The organism is Pseudarthrobacter sp. J1738 (assembly GCF_050490315.1).
Classification (GTDB): domain Bacteria; phylum Actinomycetota; class Actinomycetes; order Actinomycetales; family Micrococcaceae; genus JBNPEO01.
Genome location: NZ_JBNPEO010000002.1, coordinates 367,523 through 380,621, shown reverse-complemented (window position 1 = coordinate 380,621; position 13,099 = coordinate 367,523). Strand labels below are relative to the sequence as shown.

Genomic DNA, 13,099 nt, shown 5'->3' with positions numbered 1-13,099 from the left:
GCGCAAGAAGTCGCTGGTGTCTGGCTTTAGACAATTGCTCATCACCCCGTCAAGAATTTGCATACCCCGCTCATACGGGATAGTCGTCCTGGGCCGAGGCCTCTTGGTGCGCGAGGTGGGACTTGAACCCACACGCCCGAAAGCACAGGAACCTAAATCCTGCGTGTCTGCCAATTTCACCACTCGCGCTGGTGCTGGTTACCTTGCGGTTTCCAGCATCAAGTGTATCTGCTTTGAAGCGATTCTTTGTCACCGGCTCGACGGCGGTGCTTGAGTTGCCAGATTTGCCTCCTTGGGGCGGGCTATACCTCGGCGATTTTTAGGTCCCGTTGCAGCTTGGCTACGTGTCCTTTGGCCCGTACGTTGTACTGCGCCTGGGTGATAACGCCGTTTTCGTCGAGAACAAAGGTGCTGCGAATGAGCCCTTCGTAGCTTCGCCCGTAGTTTTTCTTTTCACCCCACGTTCCGTAGGCCAGAGCTGCTGCGTGATCCGGGTCAGCCAGCAAGGGGAACTTCAGAGTTTCCGTTGCTGCGAAGGAAATGAGCGCGCTGACCTCATCGGGGGAAATCCCCACAACGTTGTAGCCGGCGTGGCTAAAGGTGTTGAGGCTGTCTTGAAAATCACATGCTTGTTGTGTGCAGGCTGGGGTGGAGGCTGCAGGGTAGAAGTACAGGATGGTGCTTTTGCCGCGGAAGTCGCTGAGGCTGATGGTGTTGCCATGTGAGTCCTGCAGGCTGAAGTCCGGGGCTTGCTGGCCGGGGGTGAGCCGTTCGCTCATGTGGTCCTCCATATGTTTGCCGAGTGGGTAGATAATGTCCCTTAGTTCCGCGTCAAAACGACATTATCTGCCCATTCGGCGGAGTTGATCGTGAGAACTCGATCGTGAAAACAAGAAAGGCTCCCGAACAGTTGAACTGTTCGGGAGCCTCATCCCTGTGCACCCCCCGGGACTTGAACCCGGAACCCATTGATTAAGAGTCAATTGCTCTGCCAATTGAGCTAGAGGTGCATTACTTTGCAAGTGGCTGAAGAGGCTTTTTGTTCTCTCCGTTGATCTCGCAACGACATGAAACTATACGGGAGTTTTTTTCAAAAGTGAAATCGAGAACCAGCGGGCACTTTCAGTGCAACTTCGGCGGCCAAAACCGCCCGCTGATTCTCAAGGACTTCCTGCCAGAATTACTTTAGAGAGTGTCCCTAGTGGCGGCCCTGGCGAGGCACGCGGAACCCAGCTGCCTCGGCGTGAGCCTCTGAGATAAACCACACATCGGCTGCGGCCTCGTTGTATAAGGGGCTGGACTCGTCGTGATAGATCATGGAGCCAGCGTCACCTTTGACAGTGAAGCCCTCCGGAGCACTGCCGTCCGGGTTAGGCGATGCCGACCCTTCTCCGTACGGCTTATCAACCGCCAAGTGGCCCACCGGCTGAGCGGGCTCAGCTGGTGCGGGGTCAGCCTGAGCGGCCTGGGGCTGTACTGGCTCGGCTTGGCCCCACTGAGTGTGAACTGGTTCAGAATTGCGGGCAGTTTCCTCGGTGATGCCTTCGCCATAGCTACTAGAGTTCCCGGAACTGAGGTTTTCAGATCCTTGAGGCGCAGTAGCCTCCGAGTCATCCTGTTGCGTCGGCGCGGGGGCGCTTGTGGAATCGCTCCATGAGGACTCCCACTTTTCACGATCAGCGGCCTCGTTCTGGGACTGCTGATCGATCTCTTGTTGTTGAGCTTCGGTGCGGTCCGGAATGCCAACTTCAGGATCGGATACTTTTGCGGCACTTGCGTCGATGTACGCTTCACCGCCGGCACCCGCGACGGTATCCCTTGGGTCGTCAGTCACGGGAGTGTCGAAGGTATCAGGAGCGGAGACGCGGGGCTCAGCCAAGGCTGGCTCATCCAGTGCAGGTTCAGTAAATACAGGCTCTGCTGAAACACCCGGCTCTTCAGAACGGGGTGCCTCGGCCTCTGCAGAAGTGGTGGGCTCCGCTGGATCCGCTGAATCCGTGGACTCGTTGACGGCGAAGGATTCTTCGGCTGGAGCGCTCTGTGTTGCGGGAGGTGCTGTGGAAGGCTCCGAGGAAGCGCCAGCTGCCCCGGCCGCGATGATTGGAGCGGCACCGGCAGCGGCCGCTGCTGCGGTGGCACCGGCGTCGGATGTTGGTGTTTGACCTGATGCGGCGCGCACCGCAGAGTCAGCCCTCGTTTCATGAGGATTGCTGGTGGACTGGTTTGTAGCGCTTTGGCCCGGCAGTGAACTTTGACCCTTGTTCCTGTTCAGCAGCCACCAGACGACGGCGACGATCACAATGATGACGATGACCCAGATAATCCACTCCATAACAGAGCCCTTCTGTTCATTTGGCAGGGTTGCCGTTTCCTCGACGTTACTTCTGCCACTGATGTGTGTCTAGGGAAGCGGGCGCCAGCAGGGATCGGGGCAAGCGCCAGAAGTTGAAAAGCGGCTCCGTGAATGTTGCAAGTCCACAATGTGGACGAAACATTGAGGGAATTTCGCGTCATTCGGGCCGCAATGCTGGTGGCTGGTCACTTAGCGGGTATTTCGAGTCATAGACTTCAGACATGAGCGAGGAGAGCACTACAGCAGTAGACAATAAGCCAGACATCAAGCCGCGTAGCCGTGTTGTCACCGATGGAATTCACGCCGCCCCGGCGCGGGGAATGTTCCGTGCCGTTGGTATGGGTGACGACGACTTCGCCAAACCACAGATTGGCGTTGCCAGTTCGTGGAACGAAATTACGCCGTGCAACTTGTCCTTGAACCGATTGGCCCAGGGTGCCAAGGAAGGCGTTCACGCCGGCGGCGGATTCCCGATGCAGTTCGGGACCATCTCCGTCTCCGACGGTATTTCCATGGGCCACGAGGGAATGCACTTCTCTCTTGTTTCTCGTGAAGTTATTGCCGACTCGGTGGAAACCGTAATGCAGGCAGAACGCATTGATGGTTCGGTCCTTTTGGCCGGTTGCGACAAGTCGCTTCCGGGTATGTTGATGGCCGCCGCGCGCCTAGATCTCGCGAGTGTGTTCCTCTACGCCGGTTCCATCATGCCGGGCTGGGTCAAGCTCGAAGATGGCTCGGAAAAAGAAGTCACCCTGATCGACGCTTTCGAGGCCGTGGGTGCTTGCGCTGCGGGCAAAATGAGCCGAGGGGACCTCGATCGCATTGAACGGGCCATCTGCCCGGGTGAAGGCGCTTGTGGTGGTATGTACACCGCCAACACCATGGCCTGCATTGGTGAAGCCCTTGGTATGTCCCTGCCGGGTTCCGCTGCCCCGCCGTCGGCTGACCGCCGTCGTGATGAATTTGCCCGTAAGTCCGGTGAAGCAGTGGTGAACCTGCTGCGCCTGGGCATTACGGCTCGCGACATTATGACCAAAAAAGCTTTTGAAAACGCAATTGCTGTGACTATGGCCTTTGGCGGTTCCACGAATGCCGTTCTGCACCTTTTGGCTATTGCCCGTGAAGCTGAGGTTGATCTGAACCTTGAGGACTTCAACCGCATCGGCGACAAGATCCCGCACCTGGGCGACCTGAAGCCCTTCGGCCGCTACGTTATGACTGACGTAGACAAGATCGGTGGTGTGCCGGTGATTATGAAGGCACTGCTCGACGCCGGACTGCTGCACGGTGATTGCCTCACCGTCACGGGCAAAACCGTTGCCGAGAACCTCGCGGCGATCAACCCACCGGACGTTGATGGCAAGATCTTGCGCGCCCTTGATAACCCGATCCACAAGACCGGTGGCATCACCATCTTGCACGGTTCGTTGGCTCCCGAAGGTGCCGTTGTCAAGAGCGCAGGCTTTGACGCTGATGTCTTCGAAGGTTCGGCACGCGTCTTCGAGCGTGAACAGGGCGCCCTTGACGCTTTGGACCGCGGCGAAATTCACGCAGGAGACGTTGTAGTTATCCGCTACGAGGGCCCCAAGGGTGGACCGGGCATGCGTGAGATGCTGGCCATCACCGGCGCCATCAAGGGTGCCGGACTGGGTAAGGATGTTTTGCTCCTCACCGATGGTCGTTTCTCTGGCGGAACCACTGGTTTGTGCATTGGTCACGTTGCACCAGAAGCTGTCGACGGCGGCCCGATCGCCTTCGTCAAGGATGGCGACCGGATTCGGGTGGACATTGCCAATCGCAGCTTCGACCTGCTGGTTGATGAGGCCGAGCTAGAATCTCGCAAGGTTGGTTGGGCACCACTTCCGGCAAAGTTCACAAAGGGTGTTTTGGCTAAGTACGCCAAGCTGGTGCACAGCGCATCAACTGGCGCTTACTGCGGCTAGTTCTCCTTGAGCGTCTCTAGCCTGACTGGCTAGCAGTTGTGGCTGTTCCCTGAGCTGGGTGCAGCCACAATTGTGAGCCGGTTGGGTTAGGGGAGTGCCCAATCTGTGGACTATGATGTCCATATAGTGAGACGGCTGATTGGCTCTTTGACAGCCATCTCACTGAGAGGGAAAACTAAACGCATGATCAAGATTGTTTCCGTCGCTTCCGGCGTCGTCGTCCTTATTAAGCGCGTGGCGTTTTAGCCCGATTGGAAACGATCTGTCACGCGCAACCCCTCGAAGAGCCATAAGGCTGAGGGGTTTTTTTGTTCCCGCAGCACCGAAGAAATAACCCAGCATCCATGGTGGATGCACAAAGGAAGAGTCCGATGAGCAAAGGATCGCCCATCAGCCCCACGCTGATGGCTACGAAGTCCGCTGGAGCTGCAAAGGCTCCGGAAAAGTCCGAACGAACGGCTACCCCCGTCGTCGACGCTGCCCACGTCTCTCTTGTACTGGGACCGAACAACGTTGTACCCCCAACGCAAATGACCGGTTCTCAGGCAATCGTCCGCTCGCTCGAAGAACTCGGCGTGGACGACATTTTTGGTTTGCCTGGTGGCGCGATCCTGCCCACCTACGATCCTTTGATGGCTTCCAACATGAACCACGTGTTGGTCCGTCACGAACAAGGAGCCGGCCACGCCGCCGAAGGTTACGCCATGGTTTCTGGACGGGTGGGCGTTTGTATCGCCACCTCCGGCCCAGGCGCCACCAACCTCGTTACCGCAATCATGGATGCCCACATGGACTCAGTTCCATTGGTGGCAATCACTGGCCAGGTTTCCAGTGCCGTGATTGGAACCGACGCGTTCCAAGAAGCCGACATTGTGGGAATCACCATGCCCATCACCAAGCACTCATTCTTGGTTACTGACCCCAACGACATTCCCCACGTGATGGCCGAAGCCTTCCACTTGGCATCCACCGGACGCCCGGGACCGGTCCTAGTGGACATCGCTAAAGATGCCCAGCAGGGTCAGATGACATTCTCATGGCCGCCGAAGATCGACTTGCCCGGCTACCGCCCCGTATTGCGCGGGCACAGCAAGCAAGTTCGTGAAGCAGCGAAGCTGATTGCCGCGGCTAAGAAGCCAGTTCTCTACGTAGGTGGCGGTGTGCTGAAGGGCCACGCTTGCGAGGAACTTATGGAGCTGGCCGAGGTTACCGGCGCTCCGGTGGTCACTACACTGATGGCCCGCGGAGCCTTCCCGGATTCGCACCCTCAGCATGTAGGTATGCCTGGAATGCACGGTTCGGTTTCCGCCGTCACTGCTCTGCAGCAGTCAGACCTGTTGATCACCCTGGGTGCTCGCTTTGATGACCGCGTTACAGGTGTGCTGTCCACCTTTGCTCCCTATGCAAAGGTGATCCACGCAGACATTGATCCTGCTGAAATCTCCAAAAACCGTCTTGCTGATGTTCCGATTGTGGGCTCCGTGAAGGAGATCATCCCTGAACTCACTGAGGCTGTTCGGGCTCAGAATGAAGCCGACGGCGCTCCGGATTTGGAGAATTGGTGGGCGTTCCTGAACAACCTCAAGGACACTTACCCGCTGGGCTGGACCGAGCCCGAAGATGGCCTCTTGGCTCCGCAGCACGTGATTTCCCGGATTGGTGAACTCACCGGTCCTGATGGGGTTTACGTTGCAGGAGTTGGGCAGCACCAAATGTGGGCTGCGCAGTTCATCAAGTATGAGCGTCCGCATTCCTGGCTGAACTCCGGTGGGGCTGGCACCATGGGCTACTCGGTGCCGGCTGCAATGGGTGCCAAGGTAGGTAACCCGGACCGTGTGGTGTGGGCTATTGACGGCGACGGTTGTTTCCAGATGACCAATCAGGAACTGGCCACTTGTGCCATCAACAACATCCCCATCAAGGTTGCGATCATCAACAACTCTTCACTGGGTATGGTTCGCCAGTGGCAGACTCTCTTCTACGACGGCCGCTATTCCAACACGGATTTGAACACCGGTCACAACACGGTGCGCATTCCGGACTTCGTGAAGTTGGCTGATGCTTACGGTTGCGCCGCTTTGCGTTGCGAGCGTCCTGAGGACATTGACGCGACTATCCAAAAGGCCCTCGAGATCAATGACCGCCCGGTGGTCATCGACTTTGTGGTCAGCCCCAACGCTATGGTGTGGCCGATGGTCCCCTCTGGCGTCAGCAATGACATGATCCAGGTTGCTCGCAACATGACCCCGGAATGGGAAGAAGAGGACTAACCATGCACCGTCACACACTTTCCGTTCTGGTAGAAGACAAACCAGGTGTTCTTACCCGCGTTTCTTCCCTCTTCGCTCGGCGCGCCTTTAACATCAACTCTCTAGCTGTGGGCCCCACTGAAGTTCCCGGGATTTCCCGGATGACAGTAGTGGTCGACGCCGAGGGAGACTTGATCGAACAGGTCACCAAACAGCTCAACAAGTTGGTCAACGTCATCAAGATCGTTGAGCTCACCTCAGAATCTTCCGTGCAACGTGACCACATCCTGGTCAAGGTACGTGCGGACGCCTCAACTCGTCTGCAAGTTACCCAGGCTGCAGATTTGTTCCGCGCTTCAGTGGTCGACGTGTCTACAGACTCGTTGGTTATTGAGGCCACCGGCCACCCGGAGAAGCTCACGGCACTGCTTTCGGTGCTTGAGCCCTTTGGGATCCGCGAAATTGTGCAGTCCGGCACCTTGGCCGTGGGCCGAGGTTCACGCTCCATGAGTGACCGCGCATTACGTTCGGCCTAGCGGCCATACGCTGCGCCTAGCAACACCAAGATTTACGCAGACCAGTAGAAATACAACACTCCAAGGAGACATCCCAGTGACTGAAATGTTTTACGACGACGACGCCGACCTCTCGATCATCCAGGGGCGCAAGGTTGCGATTGTTGGTTATGGTTCTCAGGGCCACGCCCACGCATTGAACCTCCGCGATTCAGGCGTTCAGGTTGCCATTGCCCTCAAGGAGGGTTCGAAGTCGATCGCCAAGGCTGAAGAGGCTGGCTTCCCGGTCAAATCTGTTGCCGATGCAGCCGAGTGGGCTGACGTCATTATGATCTTGGCTCCGGATCAGCACCAGCGCGCCATCTACAACGACTCCATCAAGGACAAGCTGACCCCGGGCAAGGCACTGGCCTTCGCACACGGTTTCAACATCCGCTTTGGTTACATCGAAGCACCCGAGGGTGTTGACGTTATCCTCATCGCTCCGAAGGCTCCGGGCCACACGGTTCGCCGCGAATTCGAGGCTGGCCGCGGTATCCCGGACATCATCGCTGTTGAGCAGGACGCTTCCGGTTCAGCATGGGATTTGGCAAAGTCTTACGCCAAGGCCATCGGTGGAACCCGCGCCGGCGTTATCAAGACCACCTTCACCGAAGAGACTGAAACCGACTTGTTCGGTGAGCAGTCAGTTCTTTGTGGTGGTGTATCCCAGCTGGTCCAGTACGGTTTCGAAACCCTGACTGAAGCTGGCTACCAGCCGCAGATCGCCTACTTCGAGGTTCTTCACGAGCTCAAGCTCATCGTTGACCTTATGTGGGAAGGTGGCATCGCCAAGCAGCGCTGGTCCGTCTCTGACACCGCTGAATACGGCGACTACGTTTCCGGCCCGCGTGTCATCACTCCGGATGTCAAGGAAAACATGAAGGCAGTTTTGGCGGACATCCAGTCCGGCGCCTTCGCTAAGCGTTTTATTGACGATCAGGACAACGGCGCCGTGGAGTTCAAGGAACTCCGCGCCAAGGCTGAGCAGCACCCGATCGAGGCTGTTGGCCGCGAGCTGCGCTCCTTGTTCGCTTGGAAGCAGACCGACGAGGACTACGTAGACGGTTCGGCTGCTCGCTAAACGCACGCTGACGCATCAACGCAGTTAACTGATCGGTTAATATTCGGGCGCCATTTAGGTTGCCCGGGGAGAGCCAACTAGGCTTTTTCCCGACGCCGAACTCGGTAAAGATGCCGGGCCCTGCTTCGCCGGGCCCGGCATCTTTGTCTTGGGCAATGTTGCACCAAAACCCCACATGAATAAGAGAGCTAAAGAGGTCACCGGTGACTAACACCAAACCCGTAGTACTCCTCGCCGAGGAGCTTTCCCCCGCTACCGTTGAGGCCCTGGGTCCTGACTTTGAGATCCGCCAGACGGACGGCGCGGACCGCTCCCAACTCCTCTCCGCCATTGCGGACGCTGACGCCATTCTGGTTCGCTCCGCAACGCAGGTGGACGCTGAGGCCATCGCCGCAGCCCCCAATCTGAAAGTAATTGCCCGCGCCGGTGTTGGCCTGGACAATGTTGACATCAAGGCCGCAACCCAGGCTGGTGTGATGGTGGTCAACGCTCCCACTTCCAACATCATCTCCGCAGCGGAACTGACGGTTGGCCACATTTTGAGCTTGGCACGTCACATCCCGCAGGCCAGCTCAGCGCTAAAAAACGGTGAGTGGAAGCGCTCCAAGTACACCGGTATTGAACTCTACGAGAAGAAGATCGGCATCATCGGTTTGGGCCGCATTGGTGCTCTTGTAGCCGCTCGACTGCAGGGGTTTGGCACGGAGATTCTTGCGTACGACCCCTACATCACCTCGGCCCGGGCTCAGCAGCTCGGCGTCAAGCTGGTGACCTTGGATGAGCTCTTGGCGCAGTCTGACTTCGTTACCATCCACATGCCCAAGACTCCCGAGACCGTGGGTATGCTCGGGGCAGATGCCTTCTCCAAGATGAAGTCCACAGCCTATGTGGTCAACGTTGCCCGTGGTGGTTTGGTGGATGAGGCAGCACTCTTTGAAGCTTTGCAGGATGGCAGCATTGCTGGCGCTGGGGTGGATGTTTTTGTGAAGGAACCCAGCACCGACTTGCCGTTCTTCACTTTGGACAACGTTGTAGTTACCCCGCACTTGGGTGCTTCTACCGATGAAGCTCAGGAAAAGGCTGGCATCTCGGTTGCCAAGTCAGTCCGTCTCGCTTTGGCCGGTGAGCTAGTGCCCGACGCCGTTAACGTCGCCGGTGGTGTAATCGCCGAGGATATTCGCCCGGGTATCCCGTTGATTGAAAAGCTCGGCCGTATTTTTACAGCTCTCACGCACGCTTCGCTCACCCAGATTGACGTTGAAGTTGCCGGCGAGATTGCTGCCTTGGACGTCAAGGTTTTGGAATTGGCCGCCCTTAAGGGTGTGTTCGCTGACGTTGTTTCCGAGCAAGTCTCTTACGTCAACGCGCCGGTCATTGCGGAGCAGCGCGGCATCAACACACGTCTGATCACCAGTAGCGATGTGGACGATTACCGCAACGTTTTGACCTTGCGTGGCGCACTCAGCGACGGCTCACAGATTTCTGTAGCAGGCACCTTGACCGGTCCCAAGCAGATTGAAAAGCTGGTCAGCGTTAACGGTTATGACGTTGAGATTCCCATCACTGACCACTTGGTAGTTGTTGCTTACACCGACCGTCCCGGCGTGATCGGTACCATCGGCCACATTTTTGGGATGAACAACATCAACATTGGTGGCATGCAGGTAGCACGCCACAACGAGGGCGGCCAGGTTATGGCTCTGCTCACGGTGGATACTTCAGTTCCTCAGCAGGTTCTGGATGCCATCAAGGTTGGTATTGGGGCCGAGATGGTTCGCGAAGTGGACCTCGAAAGCTAAGCTTCACCGTTTTGTGACAAACACTCTTGTGGCCGGTCTGCCTACAATAGCTGCGTCTGTTCTTCAGGCACGGCTGGCAGGCCGGCCATAAGTTCTGCACCACCACCGCAATATCAGTACCCCGTTCTTGGCAAGAAGCGCGGGGACCGCTGGCACGTGCGCCCGCAATCCAGGTCCCAGGGAGTCCCATGAACGCCGTTGAGAGGTTCATCAGGAGCCGAGTGCTGCTGTTGACCGCGGCCATTTTGATCGTAGCTATGGCGTTGTCTGTGCTGGTTCAGGGCCAGTCGCAGGCGGCTCTGGGTAAAACCGTGGACCAGAATTCGCGCGGCATTTATGACATTTTGGTGCAGGCGCCAGTTGATTCTAAGAGTGCCCCCACCGCAAGTGATACGGCGGCATCCGGCCAGGACGCTACACCAGCAACTGGCACGGAATCCTCAGGCACAGAAGCTGGCAAGGACACCAGCACCTTGATGGAGCCGGACATCGCCAATGGCCAAGGCGGCATCAGCTTTGATCAGCTGGATAAGATCCGCAAGCTTAACGGCTCCGCCGTGGCAGCACCGATCTCCTTAGTCTCTCGAGTCACTCAAAACCTTGAAACACCTCGCTTGGACGCCATGGACTACTTGGGGTTTAACCAGGGCCTGGCAGGTTCACGCACTAGCGGGAACCCCGGCGCTGTAGATGGTTCAAAGTGGCCAGCTGCTGAGTCTGTTCTTCCTGAATCACCCACCAAGTACCGGATTACCGCCTCGGCAACAAGCGGCGATGGGGTTTCAATCAAGGAACTTTTTAAGACCAGCGCCGAGGGTTCCTTGTCCAAAGCAAAGATTGTTGAAGAGAACACGGCTGGCGGCAAAAGCGTTCGTATTGAAGCAGCAGTAGGGGAGTCCGGGATCAAGTTCCCTTCCCCCGCAGGCGGCTCCTCACACAACCTCTTTAATCTCTCTATTTCCTTGCCTATGGCGCCGGAAATCACCGAGTCAGTGGTCGCCGTCGATCCTGCTGCCGAGCGCGCTCTGCTGGGCAGCGCTGGTGATTTTTTGGCACCGCTTGAAAAGGCGCCCCCGGCAGATGGCCGTAACGCTGGCTCGATTGGCCGGTACTTTCAACAGCGCTTGTCCAGCGGCATGAGCCAAGAAGACCTAGACCAGGGGCCAGACTTTTTGGGCCAGCGGATGAAGTACTGGGCGCCGATGATGTTCCAGTACGAGGCAGCAGTTCGGGCCAAGCAGCTCAGCGATGACTCACAGGCCATCCCGCTCATTGTCCGTTCCGGTACGTCTCTGGATCTGAACTACAACGTTAAGATTGAGCAACTTGATGACTCGGGCAACGTGGTTAAGGACATTGGTACCGTCACAAAGTCTCTTGATAAGGACTATTTGCCGTTCGTTTCGCGTGAGCCCTTTGTTTTGGACTGGCCGGGCGGAACAGACCACTCGGAATTGCTTGGCAGCACTTCAAGCTTTGGTGCGGGTCTTTATGATCCGGCAACGTGGAGCACTAACTTTGCTGGCGCCCCCTTATACAAGGCTGCCACTGCCACCGATGATGGTGCGCAAAAGTCTGCAGTTCCGGGCGAATGGTTGACCGTTAACGGGCTGCCGCAAACCGGTTTGGACGGCTCCACTGTGGACCAGTCGCAGCGCACACCAGTCCAGGAGCGTTCTTACCGCAAGGATCTTGCAACCGGTGGCACCAAAGCCACCCCATTGCCGATGGTTTATGGAACCTTTGACCCCGAGCAGGTCAAGGCCGCTGCCGGTGACGTTAACCGGTTGCCGTTGGGTGGTTACGATCCCGTGCCGTACACGCTGACCAAGGATGCTGAAGGTAAAACCGTTGAACAAGCCCAGCTGAAGCCTTCGCTCAGCGCCGCCGGTTTGGCGAGCCAGTCCGCTGGTGCCATCACCGATTACTACGGTCTTGCAGCGGCTCGTGGATACACCGAAAACGCTGATGTGATTGACGCTGTGCGTGTTCGTTCCTCCGCGCAGGGCGGCTGGAAAGAAGCCGGTCCGGCGATTGAAAAGCTTGCCCAGCAAATCCGCGGCATGGGCCTTCAAGCCACTGTGGTGGCCGGTTCCGCCCGTGAAGAAGTCAGTATTTTTGTCCCCGGGTACTCCAAGAACGACGCCGGCGAGGAAAGTCCCTTGGGCACCGTTGAACAGTCATGGGTGCGTCAGTCAGCGGCCGACGCCGTTACCGCCTCGCTCTCGGCAACCAACCTCACGCTGTTGTTCTTGACCCTGATTGGTGCCACCCTGCTGACCGCAGCTGCCACCGTCAGTTATGTTCGTCTGCGCCGGCGTGAAGCTGGCATTTTGCGGGCCATGGGTTGGAACCAAAAACGGATCCGGTCTTGGGTTCTGCAAGAGTTTGGGGTGGGGGCTGCCGCACTGGCAGTCGCTGGTCTGATCCTCAGCCTGTTGAGCTGGAATCTGGCCACGGTGCTGGTCTCCGCCACCGTTTTGGTGATTTACGTTGTTGCTGCATTCCTTGCCGCTCAGCAGTTGCGTCACCGCCCTCACATTGATCAAGAGGTAGCTGGTGAGGACGGCTTGATCACGGTTGATTCGCCCCTGACCTTCGCCAACCGGCAGCTTAAAACCAATCGCTTTAACACCGTTTCTTTGGCCCTTGCCGTGGGTGTGTTTGGTGCGGCTGCAGGAGCTCTTGTGGCTGTCCTGATTGACTTGCCCCGGGCCGCCGGGTCCAGTGCCCTGGGCGGTGTGGCGCTGGCGAGCGTGATTGTTCCCAGCATCATCCTTGCCGTGGCCGGTGTAGCAGTTGGCCTTTTGCTGACCATCGTTACTGGCCGCTTTGAACTCAGCGCTAAACGCGGCTATCTGGGTACTCTCAAAGCGATGGGTTGGAACCCGGACATGCTCCGGCAGGTTCACTTCTTTGAAAACGCTCTGGTGGGTGCCTACGCCGTTCCTATCGGCGCATTGGGTGCTGCCGCCGTTGGCCTTCTTCTGGCTCCCTACGCCGCGATCTGGGCCGGTGTTGCTGGCCTTCTGGCCGTGGTCCTTTGGGTTCCCATCGCCACAAAGGTAGTCCGTTGAGCACCACTGATCCGTTGAATCCCCAGCAACCGCAAACCCC

Annotated in this window: 8 protein-coding genes and 2 tRNA genes; 6 read left to right on the top strand and 4 right to left on the bottom strand. The window is 57.6% G+C overall.

Translation table 11 applies throughout. From position 1 onward, the window contains the following. Window positions 1–104 precede the first annotated feature (104 nt). From ACQR35_RS05380 to ACQR35_RS05365, 4 genes are all read right to left on the bottom strand, one after another. Window positions 105–189 (bottom strand) — tRNA-Leu (locus ACQR35_RS05380). A 113-nt stretch (window positions 190–302) separates the two neighbouring features. Beyond that, a complete protein-coding gene (gene bcp, locus ACQR35_RS05375) occupies window positions 303–779 on the bottom strand; it encodes a thioredoxin-dependent thiol peroxidase (RefSeq protein ID WP_430268383.1) in 477 nt (158 codons plus the stop codon). A gap of 158 nt (window positions 780–937) precedes the next feature. Continuing rightward, window positions 938–1,010: transfer RNA gene (locus ACQR35_RS05370), tRNA-Lys, on the bottom strand. Between the two features lie 188 nt (window positions 1,011–1,198). Beyond that, window positions 1,199–2,332: a hypothetical protein gene (locus ACQR35_RS05365; protein WP_430269427.1), complete on the bottom strand. Its 1,134-nt coding sequence runs from the start codon at window positions 2,330–2,332 to the stop codon at window positions 1,199–1,201. A gap of 242 nt (window positions 2,333–2,574) precedes the next feature. Between ACQR35_RS05365 and ilvD the strand changes: the two genes are divergently transcribed. The 6 genes from ilvD to ACQR35_RS05335 all read left to right on the top strand — a co-directional run bounded on the left by ilvD (window position 2,575) and on the right by ACQR35_RS05335 (window position 13,059). Then, the gene (gene ilvD, locus ACQR35_RS05360) at window positions 2,575–4,296 is read left to right on the top strand and encodes a dihydroxy-acid dehydratase (protein ID WP_430269426.1); all 1,722 of its coding nucleotides are present in this window, start codon (window positions 2,575–2,577) and stop codon (window positions 4,294–4,296) included. A 371-nt stretch (window positions 4,297–4,667) separates the two neighbouring features. Continuing rightward, entirely contained in the window at window positions 4,668–6,566 is a 1,899-nt protein-coding gene (locus ACQR35_RS05355) for an acetolactate synthase large subunit (RefSeq protein WP_430269425.1), read from the top strand. Window positions 6,567–6,568: 2 nt separating this feature from the next. Next, a complete protein-coding gene (gene ilvN, locus ACQR35_RS05350) occupies window positions 6,569–7,081 on the top strand; it encodes an acetolactate synthase small subunit (RefSeq protein WP_430268379.1) in 513 nt (170 codons plus the stop codon). 76 nt (window positions 7,082–7,157) lie between these two features. Further along, a complete protein-coding gene (ilvC, locus tag ACQR35_RS05345) occupies window positions 7,158–8,183 on the top strand; it encodes a ketol-acid reductoisomerase (RefSeq protein WP_430269424.1) in 1,026 nt (341 codons plus the stop codon). Between the two features lie 203 nt (window positions 8,184–8,386). Beyond that, window positions 8,387–9,982, top strand: a complete 1,596-nt coding sequence (serA, locus tag ACQR35_RS05340) for a phosphoglycerate dehydrogenase (protein WP_430268377.1) — start codon at window positions 8,387–8,389, stop codon at window positions 9,980–9,982. Window positions 9,983–10,170: 188 nt separating this feature from the next. Further along, the gene (locus tag ACQR35_RS05335) at window positions 10,171–13,059 is read left to right on the top strand and encodes an FtsX-like permease family protein (protein WP_430268376.1); all 2,889 of its coding nucleotides are present in this window, start codon (window positions 10,171–10,173) and stop codon (window positions 13,057–13,059) included. Window positions 13,060–13,099 lie beyond the last annotated feature (40 nt).

What these genes read in the sequence shown, in the direction of transcription:
- bcp (WP_430268383.1), bottom strand. Translation starts at nt 779, where the DNA reads ATGAGCGAACGGCTCACCCCCGGCCAGCAAGCCCCGGACTTCAGCCTG.
- ACQR35_RS05365 (WP_430269427.1), bottom strand. Translation starts at nt 2,332, where the DNA reads ATGGAGTGGATTATCTGGGTCATCGTCATCATTGTGATCGTCGCCGTC.
- ilvD (WP_430269426.1), top strand. Translation starts at nt 2,575, where the DNA reads ATGAGCGAGGAGAGCACTACAGCAGTAGACAATAAGCCAGACATCAAG.
- ACQR35_RS05355 (WP_430269425.1), top strand. Translation starts at nt 4,668, where the DNA reads ATGAGCAAAGGATCGCCCATCAGCCCCACGCTGATGGCTACGAAGTCC.
- ilvN (WP_430268379.1), top strand. Translation starts at nt 6,569, where the DNA reads ATGCACCGTCACACACTTTCCGTTCTGGTAGAAGACAAACCAGGTGTT.
- ACQR35_RS05335 (WP_430268376.1), top strand. Translation starts at nt 10,171, where the DNA reads ATGAACGCCGTTGAGAGGTTCATCAGGAGCCGAGTGCTGCTGTTGACC.